Origin of the sequence: Oceaniovalibus sp. ACAM 378, assembly GCF_008085915.1 — a bacterium.
Classification (GTDB): Bacteria; Pseudomonadota; Alphaproteobacteria; order Rhodobacterales; family Rhodobacteraceae; genus Oceaniglobus.
Genome location: NZ_VSJK01000004.1, coordinates 294,830 through 316,092, shown reverse-complemented (window position 1 = coordinate 316,092; position 21,263 = coordinate 294,830). Strand labels below are relative to the sequence as shown.

Annotated in this window: 19 protein-coding genes and 1 pseudogene; 3 read left to right on the top strand and 17 right to left on the bottom strand. The window is 66.2% G+C overall.

The window, feature by feature from the left end; genetic code table 11:
• Positions 1-5: 5 nt before the first annotated feature.
• The 17 genes from FQ320_RS07430 to FQ320_RS07350 form a co-directional block, all read right to left on the bottom strand.
• Entirely contained in the window at positions 6-2,549 is a 2,544-nt protein-coding gene (locus FQ320_RS07430; protein ID WP_148471070.1) for a hypothetical protein, read from the bottom strand.
• A 9-nt stretch (positions 2,550-2,558) separates the two neighbouring features.
• Complete coding sequence (locus FQ320_RS07425) at positions 2,559-4,784, bottom strand: phage tail protein (protein ID WP_148471069.1); 2,226 nt, start codon at positions 4,782-4,784, stop codon at positions 2,559-2,561.
• Positions 4,781-6,787: a putative baseplate assembly protein gene (locus tag FQ320_RS07420; RefSeq protein ID WP_255509411.1), complete on the bottom strand. Its 2,007-nt coding sequence runs from the start codon at positions 6,785-6,787 to the stop codon at positions 4,781-4,783. Before FQ320_RS07420 ends, FQ320_RS07425 begins: the two co-directional genes overlap by 4 nt.
• Entirely contained in the window at positions 6,787-7,200 is a 414-nt protein-coding gene (locus FQ320_RS07415) for a GPW/gp25 family protein (protein ID WP_148471067.1), read from the bottom strand. Before FQ320_RS07415 ends, FQ320_RS07420 begins: the two co-directional genes overlap by 1 nt.
• Positions 7,197-7,952, bottom strand: a complete 756-nt coding sequence (locus FQ320_RS07410) for a hypothetical protein (protein ID WP_148471066.1) — start codon at positions 7,950-7,952, stop codon at positions 7,197-7,199. The genes FQ320_RS07415 and FQ320_RS07410 overlap by 4 nt, the downstream gene beginning before the upstream one ends.
• 10 nt (positions 7,953-7,962) lie before the next feature.
• On the bottom strand, positions 7,963-8,499 hold the full coding sequence (locus tag FQ320_RS07405; protein WP_148471065.1) for a phage baseplate assembly protein V: 537 nt from the start codon (positions 8,497-8,499) through the stop codon (positions 7,963-7,965).
• Between the two features lie 10 nt (positions 8,500-8,509).
• Positions 8,510-9,718, bottom strand: coding sequence for a phage late control D family protein (locus tag FQ320_RS07400; protein ID WP_148471064.1), 1,209 nt, complete (start codon positions 9,716-9,718; stop codon positions 8,510-8,512).
• Between the two features lie 3 nt (positions 9,719-9,721).
• On the bottom strand, positions 9,722-10,420 hold the full coding sequence (locus tag FQ320_RS07395; RefSeq protein WP_148471063.1) for a LysM peptidoglycan-binding domain-containing protein: 699 nt from the start codon (positions 10,418-10,420) through the stop codon (positions 9,722-9,724).
• Between the two features lie 3 nt (positions 10,421-10,423).
• Positions 10,424-10,618 carry a hypothetical protein gene (locus tag FQ320_RS07390; RefSeq protein WP_148471062.1) on the bottom strand — a complete coding sequence of 65 codons (195 nt, stop codon included), beginning with the start codon at positions 10,616-10,618 and terminating at the stop codon, positions 10,424-10,426.
• An 11-nt stretch (positions 10,619-10,629) separates the two neighbouring features.
• Positions 10,630-11,142, bottom strand: a complete 513-nt coding sequence (locus tag FQ320_RS07385) for a phage tail protein (RefSeq protein ID WP_148471061.1) — start codon at positions 11,140-11,142, stop codon at positions 10,630-10,632.
• A complete protein-coding gene (locus FQ320_RS07380) occupies positions 11,139-13,466 on the bottom strand; it encodes a phage tail sheath subtilisin-like domain-containing protein (protein WP_148471060.1) in 2,328 nt (775 codons plus the stop codon). The genes FQ320_RS07385 and FQ320_RS07380 overlap by 4 nt, the downstream gene beginning before the upstream one ends.
• On the bottom strand, positions 13,467-13,910 hold the full coding sequence (locus tag FQ320_RS07375; protein ID WP_148471059.1) for a phage tail protein: 444 nt from the start codon (positions 13,908-13,910) through the stop codon (positions 13,467-13,469).
• Between the two features lie 12 nt (positions 13,911-13,922).
• Complete coding sequence (locus FQ320_RS07370) at positions 13,923-16,019, bottom strand: phage tail sheath C-terminal domain-containing protein (RefSeq protein ID WP_148471058.1); 2,097 nt, start codon at positions 16,017-16,019, stop codon at positions 13,923-13,925.
• Positions 16,020-16,043: 24 nt separating this feature from the next.
• On the bottom strand, positions 16,044-17,093 hold the full coding sequence (locus FQ320_RS07365; RefSeq protein ID WP_148471057.1) for a carboxypeptidase-like regulatory domain-containing protein: 1,050 nt from the start codon (positions 17,091-17,093) through the stop codon (positions 16,044-16,046).
• Positions 17,090-17,674, bottom strand: coding sequence for a DUF4255 domain-containing protein (locus FQ320_RS07360; protein WP_148471056.1), 585 nt, complete (start codon positions 17,672-17,674; stop codon positions 17,090-17,092). The genes FQ320_RS07365 and FQ320_RS07360 overlap by 4 nt, the downstream gene beginning before the upstream one ends.
• Position 17,675: 1 nt before the next feature.
• Positions 17,676-18,029, bottom strand: coding sequence for a hypothetical protein (locus tag FQ320_RS07355; RefSeq protein ID WP_148471055.1), 354 nt, complete (start codon positions 18,027-18,029; stop codon positions 17,676-17,678).
• Positions 18,030-18,448: 419 nt separating this feature from the next.
• A complete protein-coding gene (locus FQ320_RS07350) occupies positions 18,449-19,006 on the bottom strand; it encodes a response regulator transcription factor (protein ID WP_187393808.1) in 558 nt (185 codons plus the stop codon).
• A 449-nt stretch (positions 19,007-19,455) separates the two neighbouring features.
• Here FQ320_RS07350 and FQ320_RS25580 point away from each other — a divergent pair, with 449 nt between their 5' ends.
• The 3 genes and pseudogenes from FQ320_RS25580 (at position 19,456) to FQ320_RS07345 (ending at position 21,190) form a co-directional block, all read left to right on the top strand.
• A complete protein-coding gene (locus tag FQ320_RS25580) occupies positions 19,456-19,605 on the top strand; it encodes a hypothetical protein (protein WP_187393807.1) in 150 nt (49 codons plus the stop codon).
• Positions 19,606-19,790: 185 nt separating this feature from the next.
• A pseudogene (locus FQ320_RS26835) lies at positions 19,791-20,036 on the top strand (hypothetical protein); the annotation flags it as partial.
• 92 nt (positions 20,037-20,128) lie between these two features.
• Positions 20,129-21,190: an extracellular solute-binding protein gene (locus tag FQ320_RS07345; RefSeq protein WP_148471053.1), complete on the top strand. Its 1,062-nt coding sequence runs from the start codon at positions 20,129-20,131 to the stop codon at positions 21,188-21,190.
• The last annotated feature ends 73 nt before the right edge of the window (positions 21,191-21,263 follow it).

Here is a 21,263-nt window from a genome sequence, read left to right as displayed (position 1 = left end):
TTCAATCAACCCTGATCGCCGGTGACAGTGAACCAACTCAGGAACCGGCCACCTTCGATCGCATCGCCCGTGGGACAGCGCCCGGCCTGAAGGCCCGGGCTGAAATGGTCGGCATCAAGCCCCGGCCGGACCACGATCCTGTTTTCCGGATCGGTCGGGTCCGGGACTTCGACCTCGCGCTCACCCAGAATGTGGTGGCCGTCGAGCACCACCCGGTATCGGCCGGGCTCCCAAAGGCCGGGCAGTGGCTGCAACTCACCCTCGACGCCGCGGCGCCCCGGCACGATGCGCAGCGCCGAGACCGGCCCCGCAGTCACGTCCTCGTCGAAGGGCGGGGCATCGTCGATCAGGTCGCCGCAACCCCGCTCCAGCCTGAGGCCGGTGACCACGGCATCGACCTGACACCAGCAACTGTAGGTGAATCGCGAGTCTCGCGGCTCTGCATTGGCGCGCAGAAGTTGCACCGAATGCTCGTGGAATGTCTCCGCAAGGACGAGGTGACCCGGATCGAAGGCCACCAGCAACCCGTGGCGGAGGATCACCTGAAAGGCCGGTTGGTTCGGTCCGAGCCGTTCCCCATGGGGCCAGCCCAGGGCGACGATCCGTGGCAGGTCAAGTCGCGGCCAGCCGCCGGGCGGGCCTTGCGGTCCCGGTTCACCCTGCGCACCCGGCGGCCCTGCGGGTCCGGGCTCGCCCTGTGGCCCCGGCTCGCTTTGCGCACCCGACTCGCCTTGCGGTCCCGGTGGACCGGCAGGTCCCTGCGGTCCTGCGGGGCCTTCGCTCGCCGGGTCCATCGGTTGGTCGAGCAGGCAGAGCAGCGTCCTTTGCAGGGCCCAGGTGCTGGCAAGCTCGCGCCGGGCGGGGCCATGGTCGAGATCGGCCGCATCGACCGCATCGCCAAAGCGGTACTCGGGGATCGTGGCGAGGACGAGCACGTCGTCCGGGCCGCATTGGGGGCAGGTGTCGGCGCTCAGATGGTCCCGGCAGTCTGTCCCCGAAAGCGCAAGCACGGCCACCCCGCCCGACGGGCCGCCCGCGCCGTCATGCGTGGCAAGAAGCGTCGTGGGGCCCTCGAAAGCAAGCGCCCGGGGCGCGCCCTCTACGGGTTCGGGGGCGCTGAAGGCCACTGGCTCGTCCAGCGCGATGCGGTTGACCGGGGCGACCTGGACAGCACTTGAGCCGTCGGGCATCTTGCTCAGAACCGCCACCGTGGCACCACCGGGCGAGAGAGCGACCGCTGCTGGCGGCGCGGCCAGATCGGTCCGCGGCGCGCCAATCGGCGCGATCTGGTCCGCCGGATTGGCGGCTTCGGGTTGCACGCTCACGAGATGCACCGAGTCATCTGAGCCATCGACGATCGCCAGCGTGTCCGTACCGGCCCGCCGGCTGGCGGTCAGGGCGGTTGGCCGTGCTGTGCCGCCCGTTCCCAGCGCAAGCACGACAACCGCAAGATCGCTCAGGCGGATTGCGGCGATCTCGGCATCCTGCGTCGCGGCTATATAAGCGTGGGTCGCAGGGCCGGGGGGCAATGCCATCGGCCCGGGCGCAGAGGCGACCCCCAAGACGGCGGGCGCTGCGGGTGGTGCATTGCCGGTGACATCGCTGCCCCAGATGCGAACTTCGTCGGCCGCACCCACCGCGACGGCCAGACGCCCGTCCGGAAGCGCCAGCAACCCGAGCGGACCACCGTCCCCCCCGGTCAGGGCAAGGGTTTGCAGCGGCGCGGCGGCGAGGTCGTTCGCATCAAGCACATGCAACTCCGGATCACCGCCGCCCTGGGGCGCGAGGATCAGGAACAGGTGTGCCCCGTCCCCCGAAACGGCCATTTCGCGCGGGTCGAACCCGGGAAAGGCGGCGACATCAAGCAGGGTGCCGGTGTCCAGCGCGGCGGAAATGACCGAGGCCTGCGGCCCTTCGGCGAGAATGAAAAGCCGGGTTTCGTCGGTCACCGCGCGCATGGCACCAACGCGGGAGATGGTCGAAGACCAAGCGACCGAAAGCCCGGCAAGGTCGGGCTCGGGCAGGGGGCGGTCCACCCTGAGGCCAAGTTCGAACCCCTCGGCGATCCGGTCGGGCAGGCAAGACTCGCCGCCCGGCGCGCAGCCCTCGAAATGCACCGGCACCGGCTCTGTCGGACACTCGGCATAGTGCAGGACGATCTCCAACCTGTGCGGTTGGTCGTCCGGCTCTACGCCGGCACCGTTGTTGCGCTGCCAGTCTGCCAGAAAGGCGGCGCGGAAATCGAAGAGTGTCGGCGTGTCCACCCGGATGTCCCGACCGCAGCAATCCACTGCGGCCCCGGGCTGGACGACGACCCATTGCTCCCGGCAGGCGGGGTTCGGGTGTTCGCTGACGTGCAGCCCGCAAACCACGCCCCAGCCGTGCAGCAGCCGGGTGTGGCGATTGGCACGGGACAGGAAATAGGTCTGCTCGTCCGCCATGACCCGGTCAGTGACGATCTTTCCCGGAAACCAGGTGTTCCTGATCCGCCGGTCCTCCGGGCACGTGGGACACTCGATCGCGCCCAGGATCCTTGTATTGTGATCCATTCTCTCCCCCTATCCGGTCAGATGCGTTTCGGTTCCCAGCCGCGCGCCGCCGCGCGGACCGAGCTGAAAGCGTGGCGCGCCCGCAAGGCGAACGGGTGGGCCGAGTTCTGTTTCATCAAGCGTGACGCGGCCCGGCTCGCAGCGCAGGCGTGTCGTGGTGCCGATGATGGCACCGCAGCCGATCACGAAGTCCGGCTCCACAACGCGGATTTCAACCGCGACATGGGCCGGAGCGGCTGCCGCCACGATCCGCTCCAGCGTCGCGGTGAGGACCTCCCGCTCGGCGCGTGGTCCTGGCGGGACCGCCACGATCAGCGTTGCCCTGTGGGCAAAGACGTTGAACGGATCGAGCAGCGGATCGCCGCTGTCCACGAGCACGAAGCGACCGATCTGGTCGTAGGCGTCAAGCTCCAGCCGCGCGGCTGCTTCCGGGCCCCAGAGCGCGGTGTCGGCACCGAGCCTTCCCTGTCCGAGGGCCATCCAGCGGCGCAGGCGGAAGTGTTCGATAAGTTGCGGCTGGATGCCGGTATAAAGCTCCACGTGGCGCTTCACCCCTTCCGGCGTGCCGCGCATTCGGTAAAGTCGCGCCGCCTCGCGCACCAGCCGCCGCCGGGCCTCGACCGGCCAGTTCCGCTCAAGCGTCAGACCGAGCCAGCCGCCAAGCCAGTCAAGGAAATCGCGCCCCGCTGCGCCTTTGGGTGCGGTGGGCGTGGCGCATGGATCGAAGAGCCCGGCGATGTCGTCGAGGATCTCGGTATAGCCGCTGCGGATCTCTCCGAAGAGATCCATGAACCGTTCCAGAAAGTCGTGCGAGGCCGGGTCCGGGGCAAGGGCGGTCGGCAGGTGCCGGGCGAGGCTGTTGCGCGGGTAGCGCAGATCGATCCGCGAGACGCTGGGGCTTGCCGCGCCGTCGCCGGAAAGCCGCAGACGCAGCCAGAGGTATCTGCCCGCGGCACTGCGGATCGCGGCATTCCAGGTGCCGTCGTGGTCGAAGGCGGTGAGCCGGGTTTCGGTCCAGCGGGCCTCGGGCAGGGTGGCGATTTCGTCAGCCGTCCAGACGCCCTCGGCGGTGAAGCTGGCCACGGTCAGGCGCGAACCTTCGGGCAGGCGTCCGGTCAGCGCGATGCGGTCCCAGACGCAGCCCGAGCGGCGACTGTCCAGTGGCGTGGTATAGAGCGTGCCGTCGGTGGCGAAGGCCCGGGCAGGGGCGCGGCTGAGGCAGGGCTGCCGCGCGTCGCCAAGGATTGCCGCGCCGTCCCGGTCGAAGGCCAGCACGGGGCAGTGGGCGGGCACGCGCCGAACCTGCTCGCAGGGTGTGCACCGCCCGGTGGCGTCCCGGCGGATGCGCTGCTTTGGCCCGGGAACGCGGGGCGAGATCCAGATCGACCCGTCGGCATCAACCGCAACCACCGGCGGAAAGGCGCGGGGTTCCAGTTCGGCAAAAAGCGCCACGTCCTCGACAAAGCGGCCCTGAGGGTCGAGAATCCGCACCGACGCTTCGCCCTCCTCGATCACGGCGACACTGCCATCCGCCAGCGATGTCAGGGCCACCGGTGCGCCAAGCGGCCGCCCCGCCGGATCGTCGGCGTCAAGCTGACCTGCGGGGCGGCCCATCGGGTCGATCCGGTGAATTGCCTGCCCGGCCCGGTCGGCCACCCAGAGCATCGCGCCCGTCCGGGGCAGGGCCGCCGTCGGCTCCCAAGTGCCGGTCGGATAGGTCAGGGCACCGGTGGGCAGACCGTCAGGGTCCAGCTCAGGGGCGGGCGACACCGGCACAAGTGCCCCGGCCTCGGCGCGGAACGGTCCGATCACCTGCGTGATCCGAGAGAGACGCGGATCGTAGACCTGCACCCGTCTGTTGCCGGTGTCCGCGATCACGAGCCGACCGGCGGCATCCACCGCAAGGCCACGCGCGCCGCGCAACGCACCGATGCTAGAGCCGGGGCCATGGAAACACGCGAAAGGATGGAATGCCTCGTCGCAGGGATCGAAGGCGAGGAGCCTCGCGCCTTCCTTGTCGAGGATCACCAGAGCGCCGGCGCGAAAGACGGCGGCCCAAATCGGCCCGGAGAGCCCGCCGAGCCGGTTAGAGGGGTCGGCAATGGGGTCGGGGGCGACGGGGTGATCGGCGAGGCGGATCTCATCGCCCACGGCGATCTCGAAGCTGGCCGCTGCGGGCCAGCCCAGCCGGGCATCCAGCACCAGACGGCGGACGATATCCAGCCCCGCGGTCATGACCCGTTCCCCCGGAACCGGACAGTGACGTCATGGCCCTTCGCGCAGGTCAACTCGTTTGGGCAGAGCGGGATATCCCGGCAGAACTGGCTGGCCTCGCCATCGACGCGGACCTCCATCTGGCCATCGGCGAGTCGGGCCACGCCATCGGTGGCGAGGATGAGCTGAAACAGGTCCGAGACGAATATCGTCGCGCCGAACGGCAGGCCGCCTGCGCCGGGATCGCCCGTGGCCGGGTTCAGGCCGCCCTCGAGCGGGTGGAAGAAACTGTCGAGCCGCTGTTCCACCAGCCGCCGGACCTCGGCGGCATCGGCGTCCGGCCGGGCCTCTACCGTCACCGCCACACGGACCTCGCGGTAGCGCGGCGGGGCAACGTGAACCTCGGAGGTCATGAGGCGTACGGTATCCAGATGCTTGCAGACAAGCGTCAGGGTCGAGGCACTTGGCATCGGCGCGGGGCCGTCGCCATCGGGCACGACGATGACTGTCACCACGCCGGGCACCTCGGCCCCCGGGAACTGCGGATGAAAGCGTGCCACGGCATGGGCGCGGCGGATGCGGGCGCCGGGGGTAGAGAGCGCCCGGGTCTCGAAATCGGCGGCGGTTACGGCGCGGCCATTGCTGGCGATCTCGGCGGCGGCACGGCGCTTCACGTCCTCCACCGGCTCCTCTTCGGCACCGCCCTCGGCGGCGAACGGGTTCGTGACCTCCTCGATCCCGGCAACGAAGCTCTGGATCTGGGTCACGGTTCCGGCGGCAAGGTTGCCGCGCCGACCGCCGCCCCAGAAATACTCCTGCGCGACGATTTCTCCGCCGCCCACCGCTATGGGAATGCGTCCGCGCCGGTTGTCCCCGAGGGTCACGAGGCCGGTGCCATGGTTCAGCGTGAAATGGCGATCGTCGGGGCCGCTGGCAAGGAAGTCGGGCACCTCCTGCCATGGTACAAATCCCTGACCCTCATCCACCTCCAGCCGAAGACTGGGGACTGAAATCGCCACGCCGTCCGGCGTAAGCAGCTTCATCGGTCTGTCGCGCGGCACCACGGGGAGGTTGGCCAGTGTGAAGCTCTGGTCGGGTCGGCCATCGCTGCGGCCAAGGAATTCTTCGGTCGCGGTGGAGGCCTGATGCGCGGGCACAGTGTTGATCAGCACCGAGTCGAGGCGTGGCGGGCGTTCGTAGGCCCCGCGCTGGAGGCGGCAGCGCAGCCAGTAGAGCGGTGTCTGCACCTCTCCGACGATGGCCTGACGTGCCACTGTGCCGGGGCCGGCGATGCGGACATAGCCGTCCTGAGTAAACGCGCGGCTGTTGTCGCGGATGGTGGAAATCGGCTCCCATCCGGTCGCGTTGCGCACTTCCCAGACAAGGTCCGCCGGAAGCGGATCGATCGCCACGTTACAGCTCAGCGGCGTGGGCGGGCGCTCGTTCCGGGGCAGGCGGATCAGCAACGAGATGTCCTGAGCGGTGAAATCGGCGGTGGGCTGGAAACCCAGCAAAAGCGCAGAACCGTCGCGGGCGAGCGGGCCGAAAGGGTCGATGGTCTGGCCCTCGGCCCGGGCGCGGGTGGTGGCGATCCGATAGCCGAAACCGTCATAGACCTGCACCTCGACAAGCGGCGTTGCCACCACGCTCAGAGGCTCCAGCGTCTCGAACAGGATCGGCCCGTCTTCGTCTGCCGCAGCGGCGACCTGAGTGCCTGCGGGCACCACGATATCCGGAACATCCTGCCGGGCGGGCGTGAAGCTCAGCTCGGTGCGGGCAGGGCTCGCGGGCTTCGGCGTCACGTCGATCAGTTCGAGGAATTTGACGTAGGCCCGCTCGGGGATGCGATTGACCCGGTAGAGCGTCAGGTCCGTCATCCAGCAAAAGAGTTTGGCGATGAGGATCGCGGGCTGGCTGTCGGTGAGGTCGGTCTGCTCCGGCGCATAGCGCGGCATCAGGGTGCGGACCTCCTCCAGCAGGTCGTCATAGCGGCGGTCGTCGAGGTCGGGGGCTTTGAGGACCATCACAGATCGCGTCCTTCGCGCACATAGAAGGGGTAAACCAGGTTGAAAAAGGCGTTGTTGGAGCGCAGCCGATAGTCGATCTCGATCCGGATCTCGGTGGGTTCGGTCCCTTCGGACACGCGGAGGTCGATGAGGTCGATCCGGGCCTCCCATTCGGTCAGCGCCTCGGCCACCTGCTGGGCGATGATGGCGCGGGCGGCGGCTGTGTTGTCAGAGAACACCAGCCCGTGGATGCCGCAGCCAAAGCGTGGTTCCATCTCGACCGAGCCGCGCGGCGTCGTGAGGATGATCCAGATCGACTGCTCCACCAGCGCGGGACCACTCACGAGGTCCAAGCCGCCGCGGGTGTTGGGGCGGAACGGAACCGCGGTGCCGCGGCCCAGAAAAGGACGGATGTCGGGGGATTGTCTCATGGGATTGTCTCCACCACCTGTTCAAGCAGCACGACGATGTCCTCGATCTTTTGGATTGCCTCGGTCATCGCCTCCAGGTCTTCCGGGTCGGCGGCTGCTGGCAACTCCACCTCGACAGGGATTCCGGCAATTTCCAGAAGGGGTTTCACTAGATCGATAAGGTTCACGACCGGTCCCAGCCCGTCCTGCAGGGTCTGGTTGGAATTCGCCGCGTTCTCGCGGGCGCATTCGTACAGTTGTTTCAACTCGTCATTGCCAAGCGCCTCGGCCTCGCCGATCTTTATCGTCAGCCCGCCGAGTGTTTCGATCATCGATTTCATCGCGCCGATGAAACATTTGAGGAACTTGATGATGAGAAGCAGAAGGTCACGGATGAAATCGAAAAGGCCCAGCGGCGTAAAGGCCAGTACGCAATCGGCGATCCCGTCCGCCGCCTTGAAGAACTTTTCCAGAGTTTCGAAGGACGGGATGGGGAGATCCTCGACAACGCTCTTGACGGCCTCGAGCATGGCCAGAATCTGGACCAGACAATGCGTCGACATCAGGAACGGGGCGATCTGAAGCGAGATCGACAGCGCGAAGGAGCAATCGGTCGGAATCCCCTTCGAGATATCCGCGAACGCCTGCACCTTGGGACCGCCCGGCATCTGTACCGAAAGCGGCTTTGGCCGGTTCAGCCGCAGGAGATCGCAGCTCGGGATCTTCAGGAGTTCCTGAAGGTCGGCCTCGATGGGGATCTCCTTGGTTGCCATGGATCGTACCTCAGAGCGGGTTGTTGTTGGGGGTCATGACACGGCGCCAGCCGGACCCCGAGAAAGAGAACATCTCGGCCTTGAACTCCACGAGGCAGACCGAACTGACGGTGATCTTGCCGTTGGAAAGGGTGATCCGGTTGCCGTAATGATCCTCGATCACGACGGCGCCGAAGTCGCCCTTCTCCCCCTCCTTGTCGAGCATCCGGAAACCGGGATGCACCAGCGACGACCAGCGCCGCTCGCGGTAGGAGGTCGAGGGCGGCTTGTCCTTCCCGTTGTAGAGCGCACCCAACATGTAAGGATGCTCGGGGTCGCCGTAGAGAAAGCCGCAGAGGACCTCGTCGCCTTCTTCCGGCATTGCCCACAAGCCGCGGCCGTTTCCGGCCATGGGTGTGACAACCGGCGCCCAGGCGAGCACGCTGCGGCCCTCCTGCGTCTGCAATTCCAGCAGGACCTTGCCCTCGCCATCCGGATCATCAAGCGACACCACCGTGGCAATCGTCTGTCCGGACATTCGGGGGCGTTGTGCGTCAGAGCGTTTCATGGCGGTCCTCTCATGTTTCCGGGTTGATGCGGCGTGCCTGGAACCGGGTGCGGTAGCCGTTGATGCCGATCGTGTGCCTTGTGCCCGTCACAAAGTACTTGCCGTCGAAGGGGACGCCGGTGCCGCGAATGGCGACCACGCGGCCGGCGCGCAGATCCACCAGCCCCACCGTCTCGCCGGCGGCGGTGATCATCTGGTGCTGCTGCTCGCGCAGGATGTCGGTGGCATGGCGCTTGGCTTCTTCCTTGGATTTCACCGGATGGTCGGTGATCACGTCCTCGCGGTTTGCCACTCGCGCGGGCTCGATCAGGTCCTTGTTCGGCAGATCGACCGGGTCCATCGAATCCAGCGTGACCCGCTCGGAGATCTTCGCCTTCTTGCGCCGGTCCCAGCCGGTGACGGTGACGGCGTAGAGCTGCTTGGCCGAGGAAAAGACCGGTTTGAAGCTGGTGAGCGACTTGCCCCATTCCAGAACGTAACTCACGTCCTTGAGCGAGATCGTCGGGCCGAAATACAGGATCTGCTCCGACTTCCCGCTGGGCTGGATCTCTTCGTCGATGGTCACCTCATAGCCGCGCCGCCGGGCCCGCTCGAGCAGGAAGACGATGGGCACTTCGTTGTTCATCATGATGTGGTCCACGGGAGGCTCGCGATCCCGCGCGCCCTTGTCGATGCGCACCCGCATTCCAAGTCCGGGGCGGCCCTTCTTGTCGTCCGCCGGGCGGGCGAGGGCGAGCGCGACGTCACTGTCGCGGATCGTCTTTGCCCCGTCATCGGGCCAGGTCCAGGTGAATTGCCGCTGGCGCAGCCGGTCGATCACGTTGAGTCCGTGCACGGTGAGGGCGGTCGCCCCGTCTTCGCGGTATTCCACATCCAGCATGGTGATATAGCCGGTCATCAACAGCGTCAGATCGCCCTGATAGCCCATGAAAAGCTGTACCTCGTTGCCGGGTGAGAACAGCTTTGCATCCTTGGTGTTCTGGCGGTCCTTTGACAGGCCGACATATTTCGGCCGCCGCTCGGTGGCGTCCCAGTTGGCAAGCGAAAGGTGAAAGCCGTCCACCTTGTCCACGTTGTCCTCGTAGACGACTTCGGCCACGTCCCGCACCACGTTGCGCGGCAGCGGCGCGCCCTTCACCCGCAGCTCGAAGGTGGGCACGTAGTAGGAGGCGTTGGTTTTCGCCAGTTCGATCAGGGTGGGGCTTGCCGGGGGTGCCATGGGTCATACCTCCGGAGGCACGGCAAGCTGCGTGCCAGGTGCGAGGGAGAATGGGTCGTCGATTGCGTTGGCCTCGGCGATCCGCCGCCAGGAGCGCGGATCGCCCGCCGTCTTCTGCGCAATGCGGGTGATGGTCTCGCCGGTCTGCACCACATGGGCCTTGGTGTGGTCGGGTGAGCGCAGGTTCAGTTCGGCGATCTGCTGGTCAAGGGTCTTGTACTCCCTCAGCGTCAGGCTCAGCGTTGCCCGGAGCGGCACGCCAAGGCTGGAGAAATAGGTGAAGCGCTGGCGCACCTGCTCCACAAGCGCCTTGAACCCGTGGCGGCTTTGGCTGTCGGGGCGGCGGTGGCCGGGGAAGGTATCAGCCCCCCAGGCAAACAGCACCACCGGCGGCGCGTGGGTCTCGCCGTCGATCTTGATCAGATCATAGAATTCATCCGTGCGTTTGGTGACCGGCTTGGCCTCGGTCCCGGTGCCGTCCTCGGTGGAGTCGAAGAAGAGCTCGAAACTCATCGTCTCCGAGGTGCCGGCGACGAATTGAAGGATCGGGCTGTCGATGCCGAAAATCGGGATCTGGGCGATCTTGGCACCCTTGACCAGCGTGTATTCGTTGGGATTGAACTGCACTGTAAGCGACTTGCCCGCAGGCGTGCCGTCGGGGTTCAGCCTGTGGATTTCTGCCTTTGCAAGCGCCTGGACCATGGCTCAGCCTCCCTCGAATGTGCGGTCGGCGGGCTGGCCGAGGTTGCGGTTGGCGTTCTGGAGTTGGCGCTTGCGGGTGTCGTCAGCGAGAATCTGGCGGACGAGCGTCAGCACGCGGGCCTCCTGCGCCGGGGTCAGGCTGCCGCCATCGGTGGCGGTGATGTCCACGTTCAGGGTTTCGACATGCACGTCGTCCATTGCGGTCTCCTTCAGAACAAGGCGCCGATGGCGCTGACAAGGTTGGGGCTGCCGGTGCCGGTGATGCCCTCATGCGCGATCTCGATCTCCTCAATCGCGACCGCCGCCTCCATCGCGTTGAAATTCGGTCCCAGCCACTTCACCGGCAGGCCATTGAGAAAACGCCAGGAGCGCACGGCGTCACGGTTCTGGTCGAGCAGGGTGACGACACCGTCGCGCCGCACGCCGCGACCCTCGATAAAGCCGATGTGCCAGTCCCAGAGGTCGGAACTTTTCACCACGCCGCGGCGCAGTTTCAGCGTCGACCAGCTTGCCGCACCGGGGAACACAAGCTCGGTGCCGTTGTTGCCGCCTTCCTTGTACTTCTCGGGTTCGATCGAGACCTCGAGTCCCGATACCTCGCTGAACCCCGCCTTGGAGGGCACGCCGGTGGTGAGAGAGAGGAACGCGCCGACGCTCTGGGCGTCCACCAGTTCGACCTCGAAGTTGTAGGCGAGGGCAGGATCGTTTCGGTCGCCGGTCATGCCGCACCTCCCTGCGCCACGCCCGCCGACACCGCCGGTTCGCCGATCGAGATGGCCTCGTCGATCCGGGTGACGGTAAGCACGACAAATTCCGCCGGTCGCACGGGGGCGACGGCGATTTCGACAAGCAGGGTGCCGGGCCCAAGCGCCTCGGGCAGGGCGATGTGGACGAGGAAGGCCTGATCTGCCGTGGCACCTGCAAACCGCCCAGCCCGCCACCAGCGTTCGAGAAATCCTTCGACGGCGGTCTGCAACCGGCGGCGCAGCGCAGCGTTGTCGGGTTCGAACACGACCCATTGCAAGGACTGGCGCAGACTGCGGCGAAGCTGGATCAGGATGCGCCGCACGTTGAGCAGCGCAAGGTCTGGCTGTGGCGAGAGTGTGCGCGCGCCGTAGATCCGGACGCCTGCGCCCGTGAAAGGCCGGATCGAGTTGACGCCCCCCGCATTGAGCAGGCCCAGCCGTGCGGTGTCTGTCTCGCGGCTCAGCGCCTCGACAAACAGCAGCGGCTGGTTCGCCGGGGCCTTCTGTGTCCCGTGGGCGACATCGGACCGGGCCCATGCGCCAAGGACGTGCCCAGAGGGCGGGATGGTGCGAAGCCCGCCGAGCCTGTCCAGCGGGTCCACGGCCAAGACCCAAGGCCAGTAAAGCGCGGCATAGGAGCTGGCCTGTCCCAAGGCCCAGTCGATCGCGCTCTCCGGGTCAAAGGGATCTGCGGCGTCGAGATCGCGCGGGGCGTCAAGCACGGCGATGCGATCACCCCGGCCTTCGCAATGTGCGACCAGTGCGCGGGCCAGCGCGGCGTGGGCCCCGGCCGAAATGACCGGTGCGGCTTCGACGATGGTCGAGAGTCTGTCGGGGATCGGAACCGCGGCCGATGGGTCCAGGGCGCAAGGGTCCGGGACCACCGGGGGAGACGGCAGGGTCTCGGAGGCGGCTATGACAGGTGGCTGGATGTCCGGCATGGCGATCGCCGCAGGCTCGTCCTCGTCGTCATAGGGAGCGAGCCCGGCGAGAAAGTCTTCGGGCAAGAGCGCGGCGATTCCGTCGAGCCCGCCATCAAGTCGCAGCGCGCCGGATGTCGCGAGTTGCTCGGGATGGGGCAGGGGATAGGGCTCGCTGGCGATGGCCAGACGCTCGGCGATAATCCGGCTGCCCGCGATAAGCGGCAAGACGCCTGCTTCGGGCAGATCGAGATCCGAATGCAGCTCCACCAGCCGGTCCCGCTCCACTACGGAGAGGGTGAAGGTCTCGCGCCGCAGCCGAACCGGCCGGACGCCTGAGGCCGCCTGAGCCATGGAAAAGCTGACGGGCAAGTCTGCATCCAGCCGGATCTGCCGCTCCGGGCCGAGCACCCCGGCCACCCGGCGGCGCACCGGGGCGGCACCCTCCTGTTGGAGCGTCAGTGTCGCGCCGACGGGCAGGCCCTGAATCCGCGCGAGCGAGAGCAGGTTCGGCGCGTCGGGTGGCAGAGGCGCTGGGCGGGTGCGGGTCTCGGTCTCGGCCGCCGAGCCGCGCGCGAGCCGGACCACCAGCGCGTTTCCCCAAGCCCCCGGTGAACTTGCCTGTATTCGCAGCAGCGGCACGCCACGCTCGGAGGGCAACTCTCCCCCCGCCGTGCCGCGGCCACTGCGATAGTCGATCTGCCGGTTGCGCACGATGTTGCCCGGCAGGGGGCGGGTGAAGGTCAGCACATTGCCGCCCGCGGTGGCCATGAGCCGGGTTGCGGTATGGGTCACGGTGAAATGGATCTGCTGGGTGAGGTCGTAGTCGAGCGTCAGCGGCTCCCGGAAGGTGATCGCGCTGGCGGCGTCGTCGACGCGGGACAGCACCCGCCAGAGCTGGGTCAGGTCCCCCTGGCGGACCCGGACCATCGTTCCGGCCTGGAGCCCGGCGGTCGACGCCACGATGGAGGAGGCCCGGTCGGCGGGCTGCGGGCCGACGGACGCGGTCTCGATCTGTTGGGATGCATGTATCGCCGCGCCCGCAACGAATCCGGCCGAGGCGACCACCGCTGCGGTGATCCCGTCGCCCGAGAGCGGCTGGAGCGGGTCCGATTGCGTCTCGGCCGCCGGGGCTGCGACGCGGGTCACATGACAGCGCGCGCCGCCGTTCTCGAAAAAGGCGAAGACGGCATAGGCGAGATGCGCATTGGGAAGGTAGCCGCCGAAAACCTCGCGGTAGGCCGGCCAGCCCGAGAGCGCCACGCTCTGCCCGATGGTGCCCCGCTCGGCCACGCCGATGAAGGCGGGTACATCGATACGGCTCGCGTCGATCCGCGCCGGAGGCGCTGGTGGCAGGATATGAAGCCCCGGAGTGCGCATTCAGACCTGCGCCTCGATCCGCTCCACCGCGATGTCCAACGCTTCGATCGCGACCTCGTTGGCGGTGGCGTTGAAGCTTGGACCCTCCCACTTGGTCGGAAAGGCCTCGAAGAACAACCAGTGCCAGCCTGTGGGCTCTCCATCCTGGCCGAGGAGCGTGATCGAACCGTCCCGCCGGGGGGCGTTGCCGTTCAGCGCCTCAAGGTACCAGAGGTAGAGCTGCCGGTCCTCGATGATGCCGCGCTTGAACTGGAGGTTCTGGAAGGTGCGCAGCCCGTAGAGTTTTCTGACGTTCAGATTGCGCGAGTTGCCTTCGCGGTACTCCACCGGTGCCACTTCAAGCGAGAGCCCCATGCACTCGCGAAAGCCGATGTTGGTGATCGCGCCGATACTGACGCTGAACATATAGCCCAGATAGGGGTCGATCCGGTTGCCGTTTGCCATTTGGAAACCTCCTCAGCTTTCATCGATGAATGCGCCGGAAGCCATCTGGCTGATCCGGATGATGACGAATTCGGCGGGTTTCGACGCGGCGACACCGACGGTCATGATCAGCCGCCCGTTGTCGACGTCGTCCTGCGTCATGGTGTTGAGCCCACAGTCGATGAAGAAGGCGTCGGACTTCTTCAGCCCCAACAGCGCGCCATCAAGCCAGAGCCGCGTCAGGAAGGCGTTGACACTGTCGATGAGCCGCTGCCAGGTGGTGGGATTGTTCGGCTCCCAGACGGCCCAGGCGGTGCCGATCTCGATGGATTTCTCAATAAAGATGAACAGCCTGCGCACCGAGGTGTAACGCCAGTCCTGCAGGCTGGTGGCCATGCGCGCACCATAGAGGCGGATGCCGCGCCGGTCGCCGCGGAAGTCGCGGATCACGTTGATCGCCTCGGGGTTCAGCACCTCGTGCTCGCGCTGGTTGACGGTGCTCTCCAGACCCAGAATCCCGCGAACGATCTCGTTGGCGGGTGACTTGTTGACCCCGCGCACGGAATCCACCCGCGCGATCAGCCCGGCCACGTGCCCCGAGGGCGCGATGGCCCGCCCGGTGCCACCCAGCGCCGTCGGCACCATGATGCGGGGGTAGAAGACAGAGGCATAGCGGCTGTCGACCTCGTTTCGCTGGTCGCGGATCTGCTGGATGTTGGGGGCGACGCCGCCCACCAGCCGCGGGTCGAGCAGGACAATGCGGTACTTCAACCGCTCGCACTGGTCGATCATCGCCTGCTTGACCACGAGGTCTCCCCAGCCCGGAGCGGCAATCATGCCGAGGCTCGGCTCGTCCTCGAACGAAAAGAGGCCGGTGCGCTGTCCGGGACCGTTGTCGGTGCCGACGATGTCGTTGGCCGAGGGGACAGCATCGACGCCGGACACAGCCAGCGTGATCCGCGCACCATCGTCGCCCGCCGGGAAGAGCAGGGGGTTGGTGTTGGTGCCGAAGAGTGGTGCGTTGAGCGGCAAGGCGGCCTCTTCCATGCGGATCAGGCTGGAGCGTTGCAGGACTTCGGTGATGAAGTGCCCCGGCACATTGGCCAGAGTAAGGCCGGTGAAGGTTTCGCTCTGGGTTTCGAAGCGGGCGGTCAGCGTGAACTCGCAGACAGTGAATCGGGTGATGGACCCGGCCGGGGCCGGGGCGACGTCTCCGGCCACGAGGGCCCCGCCGAGCAGAACCAGCACCGTGCCTTCGACGTGATCAAGCTGGCGGTACCGTTTACCGGCGTTGGGGCCGCGGTCGATCTCCACCCATGCGCCGGGATAGAAGCCGGCCGTCGAGACGACCTGGATCCGGTTGTCGTCGACCGCGCCGAAGATAAAGCCTGCGAGCGTGGACTGCGCGCCGTCGCCATGTTGCGCGGTGACGACAAGGCCGTCGCCCCAGGCCCCGCCATTGGCGGCAAACAGGTCACCGATCACTTGGCGCGCGCCCGTGTCGATGAGCCCGGCCGCGTCGATGTCGTTGGCGTTGGTGACGACTCCTGTGGCGCCCGGGGCGAACGACGCCGGTGTGTTGGGGCCAGCGGGGGCGATGTCGATGGCCGCGGTAAGGGTCACCGTGCCGGTATCGCGGTCAATCCCGTTGGCGGCGATGGTCAGCGCGCTGGAGCTATAGGCGACCCCGCTCACGTTGGTCTGGAAGGTGACGTTCAACCCGTCGCGCAGCCCGCGCAGGGATTGCGGGCGGAAGGTCGTCTGGCCGACCACCGCAGCCTCGCCGGGGCGCAGCCGTGTCAGGATGCCGCCGCTCATCGAGAACGCGGCCGGAGTCGTGCCCGCCGGGGCCACGCGCCGGACGTAGAGCCGCCGCCCGCCATTGGCGAAGAACCCTTCGACGGCGAAAGGCAGATCGCCCACCGGGTTCACCGGCGAGGTCGGATCGAATGGCCCACCGAAAGTGCGCAGGAACTCCGGATAGCCGGTGACCAGCACTGGCCCGCCATCGGTTGGCCCGCGCCGGGTTGCGCCGACAAAGCCCGCGGCACTGAGGCTTACGCCTTCGATCGCGGGTGGTTTCAGGTCCACTTCTTCTACAAAGACGCCGGGGGCGAGATATTCTGCCATGTCGCGTGTCCTCGTTGGCTGGGGTTACGGTGCGAGCCGGAAATCGAGCTGCATGCGCAAACTTGAGGTCTGAGTCAGGGTACGGGTTTGATCGGTGAAGCCGGCGGCGCTGGCCGTGACTTCAAGAAAGGGAAATCGGGCGAGGCCCGGTATCGTATAGCGCCCGTCTGCGTCTGTCGGGTCGAGAGGGGCCATCACCCGATCGTCTGCAGCTGGGCCGATGCGCAGCAGCATGCCCTGCACCGGCTGATCCGTGAGAAGGAGAGCCTCGCCGCTCCGCGCAGTGCCGATGCTCTGCCCGCCCTGTACGAGGCCGCCCAGGGTCATCGGCGCGGCCGGTGCGCCCTGAGGCGCGCTGGCGGGAAGCGGGCCGACCAGAAAGACCAGCCCGGGTTGCGTGAGATCCGCCGGCACCGGAGAGACGGCTGCGATCTCGGCCAGAGACCGGCTGCGGCCCGCGCCAAGGCGCAGGTACTGCCCCGCAGCAAGGCTCTGGCGGTCATCGAGCAGGAGCGCCCTGTCCCCGGCATTTGCGGTGGCCCCGAGTGTCTTGACAGGGACAGGTCCAGCCACAGCTGCAAGGCCAAATCCATCGATCTGGGTTCCGGGGGGAACATCCCAGGGCAAGGGCGTGGCCAGTTCGATCAGGTGCTCCCCGGCGACAGGCGGTACCGGCACGACCGAGATCGTCGCGCCGGTGATTGGCGTGCCATCGGCCTCTCGGACAACCCGGCCCTGCAGGACGCCGGGCTGACGCCTGAGAACTATGTCGGGCAGGTTTTCCGGCAGGATGGCGTTCTGGGCAACCGAGATGGCAAGCGTCTCGGAGCGGTAACCGACCTCCCCGACAGTGAGCGTGGCGTCCAGCGGCGCCGGGGCCGGTGGGAACGCGGTGTCGGGATCACCCGAGAGGCCGACGAGGCCGGAGCCGAGATGGCGTGCGGTCACACCGGGCGGTCCGTCGAGATCGAGGGTCAGACGAGCCAGCGGCAGTCCGTCGGTTCCGAACACCCGGAAGGTTGCCAGACCCACCTGCAGGATTTCCCGATCGAGGGTGCGGGGGGCAAGGCTCATGACCGACCTCCCGAGGGCACCGCGGCGTATTCCAGGCGCTTCTCCACCACCGGTGGCCCGGCGCGATCCTCACGCATGGAGGGCAAGGGCAACACGTCCACGAGATAGCAGGCGGAGAGTTCGTAGGGTCGGGTGAGCGCGTGCCAGACCCGTGTCAAATCCTCCAGCGATTGGGAATTGAGGTGGATCGACAGGCTGCGGATGCGTGCGTTGATCAGCGGTTGTTCAAGGTCGCCGGGCTCGACGAAAGCGTTGTCATGCATGGTCTGCATCGCCATGCCCAATACCCGCTGGCGGGTCAGCGTGTCCGCGCCTAGCGGCGTCATGAGGTAATGCAGGCGCAGCGGCAGGGGGCGGCGCTCGACCCGATCCACCGCGACGCGTCGCGGCGGCACGTTGAGCAGGTCGGGATGGCGCTCGACCATGTGCAGCCAGACCGAGACCGCGATCTCGTTGGCCTGCGGCTGCGCGAGGTTCGGCGGTTCCAGCGTTGCAGTGGCGGCGGGGAAGGCGATGCGCACCCCGTCCTCGACGAGGGCGCGGAGGGTTTCGCTGGCATCTGCTATGATGGTGCCGTCCATGTCACACCCGCCTTGCCGTTGAAAGTGCGTCAAGCAGCGCGTCGGAAGAGGTCTCTGGCAGCGGTTGCCCGTCGCAGGAAAGCCTGTACAGCCACGCCTCTGCGCCGCTCTCGCTTAGGGCGAGCACCACAAGATTGTCGAGCAGTGCAAGACGGGGATCATTCGTGAAAGGTGCGCGGGGATCCGGAACTGCAAGCATGATCGCGCTTGCGCCGGAAGCGGCGGCCGCACCAAGCAGGTCGCCCGTGGTGCCGCCCTGCCGGGCGACGCGAAAGCCAGGCGAGCGCTTCAGGACCGTCTGGACGATGTCCTCCAGCATTCGTGGCATGTTGGCGAGGAAGATTGTCGTCGTCACTTGCACAGTCCTGGTTAGGGAATCCGCTTTCATGCAGCGTAAAAGCGAGGCCTGCCCCAGAGCAATGGACCCGATGGTCCACCGGGCGGTCCAGACCCTTGCGCCCTTTTCCCATGGTCCGAATGGGCCAGTGCATAGGCCCTTCCATGGGCCGTCGTGTGGGGATGCGGATGAACGGCTGGTGAGGCACCGCCAGTGGCCACTGGCGTGCAAAGCCGGTGCGATCTTCCCGGCCTGCGGTAGGGAGAAGTTTCCTATCTAGCGGAAAGGAAATGCAAAAGTTCCGTGGTACCGTCCGTTCAGCCAGCGCCATCAGTTGGCAAAACCTCGATCAGAACCACCGTCCCGGCGCATTTGCCGGGGGTCGTGCGGTCTGGACCTTTAGGGCGGGTCTTGATGGGCAGGGCCGGGGGCTCGGCCTAGACGATGGGGCGCGAGCGCAGGCGGGACAGGGCCTCGCCGCGGCGCGACACCATCAGCTTTTGCAATATGTTGTGCATGTGGTTCTTCACCGTCGAGTCGCTGATCCGCAGCTCGCGGGCGATTTCCTTGTTGGTTTGCCCGGTGTCGGCAAGCGTAATGATCTCCGTTTCGCGCGGGGTCAGGACCGCACAGTCGAGAGAGGAATGCGGGGCCGGTGGCTCGCTGTGATGAGCCAACCGCCGGAACAGCGCGGAGGAAATGTGAGGCGGGCAGCACAGGCGGCCGTCGAGCGAGTCATACAGCGCCTGCAGCAGGTCGCTCGCCCCGCATTGCCGCGAGACATAGCCGCAGAAACCCGCATTGGCGCAAGCGATCACCTCCTCTTCGACCTCGGCCACCGCAAAGGCGATCAAGGCCGCCTGAGGGCAGAACTGCTGAATCCGCCGGGGCACCTGAAGCCCCTTTCGGGTCGTCACATCCACAAGCACCGCGTCGGGCCGCAACTGGCCGATGCGCGGGAAGGCCTCGGAAGAAATCTCGGTGTGTTCAACCACCCTCACGCCGGTCACAGGGTCGAAACTGCCTGCGACACCCTCGTGCACAAGGCGAACGGCGCTGAGAATGACCAGTCTTATCGGGGCCGGGCGTCCCGTGCGGGTCTGCCTCGGCGCGGCTGTATGTTCTTCCGCTTCGGTCGATGCTCCAGGCATCGGTCATCTCCGCAATGAATGCAGTGCGATGGTGCCGACTGGCATACTTAGAAAAAATGAATACCGCCTGTCGCCAGGCAAAAGGCGCAGAAACAAACTTTCTAACCTATCGATACAACTATCGCGAGAAGTTGACGTTGGGTCAAGGGTTCCGTTCGTGCCTCCCGGCCCGGCCACCAGTGCGCGATCCGGCCGGATGCGAGCCCGGCGGGATCAGAAGTTCAGGCCGATCAAGCGCTTCCGACCGGAGCTGCGGTCCTGGGCAGATTGGCAGGATCGGCGACTAGTCGCCCGTGACCCACTGGTGGGTCCCGGGCGGGCTTTCGGTGCTGCAAGCGCGCTATCCCCTGAACCCGATGGGGGCGGGCGCATTGGACGCAATCGCCTTCCGGGGCTGTATCTTCTGCGGGCCGGTTTTCGCCGGAGTCGAGGAATTCCGTTGACCAGGACGACGACAGGCTCTCGTCGACCCCTTCATGGCGGGACAGCGCAGCAAGGCTTTCCTCCGCCCCCCAGACCGGCGAGGGGAACCTTGATCTTCTAAGCCGCCGCGTAACGCAACCCGATCAGCAGGAGCAAAGAGTAGCTTGGGAAGCGCCAGATCCTGTCGAAAGAATGGGGGCACCTTGGGCAAAGTCGCGTCGAGACCAAGATGCGCTGCGTAAAATTGCGGGGGCAGCGCCTTATGGCAGGGAGCTTCGACCGAGAGGTCGTCAAAGTCCAGGTCCGTATCGCGATGATGAACGGCTATACTGCGCTCGGCATACCTGTCACAAAAATTGTAAGATCGTGGGATAGTTGTGTGCGGGGAAAGGGGACGCCCGGTCTGCAACGGCTTTGTGCGTCAAGGCCATGCAGGGCAATAATGTATTGATTTCGCGAAAAATGATCGTGCCTGCCGTCACGATGGCTTCACAAGCCCGAGACGGCCTGACACGATGTTCGAATCTATCAGGGAGAGTCGAAATGACCAAAACACAATATCTTGCCGCCACGGCACTCGCGCTGGTGCTGGCTGCACCGGCCAGCGCCGAGACGCTGCGCCTGCTGACATGGGGTGGTTATGCCCCCGACGCGGTGATCGACAAGTTCGAGGAAGCGACCGGGCACACCGTCGAGGTGACCCTGTCCAACAACGAAGAAATGATCGCCAAACTGCGCGCGACCGGGGGCGGCGGGTTCGATCTTGCCCAGCCCAGTCAGGACCGCATCGCCGGACCACAGCGCGAATTCGGCATCTACAAGCCCTTTGATATGAGCAAGATAGAGACCGGACTGTTCATACCCTCGATGCTTGAGTCGACCAAGACGAACACCACTGTCGACGGTGAGGTCTATGGCCTGCCCGACATCTGGGGCACATCCGGTCTGATCGTGAACGCCGCCGAAGCGGGCGACGTCAAGGATTACACCGATCTGTGCAACGAGGAACTGAAGGGCAAGGTCAGCTATCGCCTGAAGCGTCCCACGCTGATCGGATTTGCCTTTGCCATGGGGATGGACCCTTTTGCGGCCTACGAAGACGAAGCCGCCTATAAGGACATCCTCGACAAGGTCGAGGCCAAGCTGATCGAGTGCAAGCCGATTGTGAAGGCCTATTGGGGTGGTGGTGACGAGCTGCTGAACTTCATGCGCTCGGGCGAAGCGGTGGCTTCCATGGCCTGGGACACCGGTGGCTGGAAGCTGAACGCCGACAATCCCGACATCAACTTTGTCGCGCCGACGTCGGGCGCTTTGGGGTGGGTCGATACCTTTGCATTGCCGGCACAGGGGCGGGCCGATCAGGCCGCTTATGACTGGATCAACTTTGTGATGCAGCCGGAAATCGCCGCGATGGTGACGGAATCCGCCGGCAACTTCACGGCTTCCAAGGGGGCCGACGAGTTCGTCAACGATACGCTGAAAGCGCAGTATCAGGCCAGCTTCCCGCCCGAAGCGGTGGACAATATCCGTTGGTATCCGCCCGTGCCCGCGACCCTTGAGCGGATCGAAGGCGAAGCTCTGGACCGCATTCAATCGGCCAAATAAGGCCCATTTGACTGCCAAAGACAGGTGGCCCGGTTTGCGCCGGGCCACCGCACCTTTCCGATAGACAGGACTA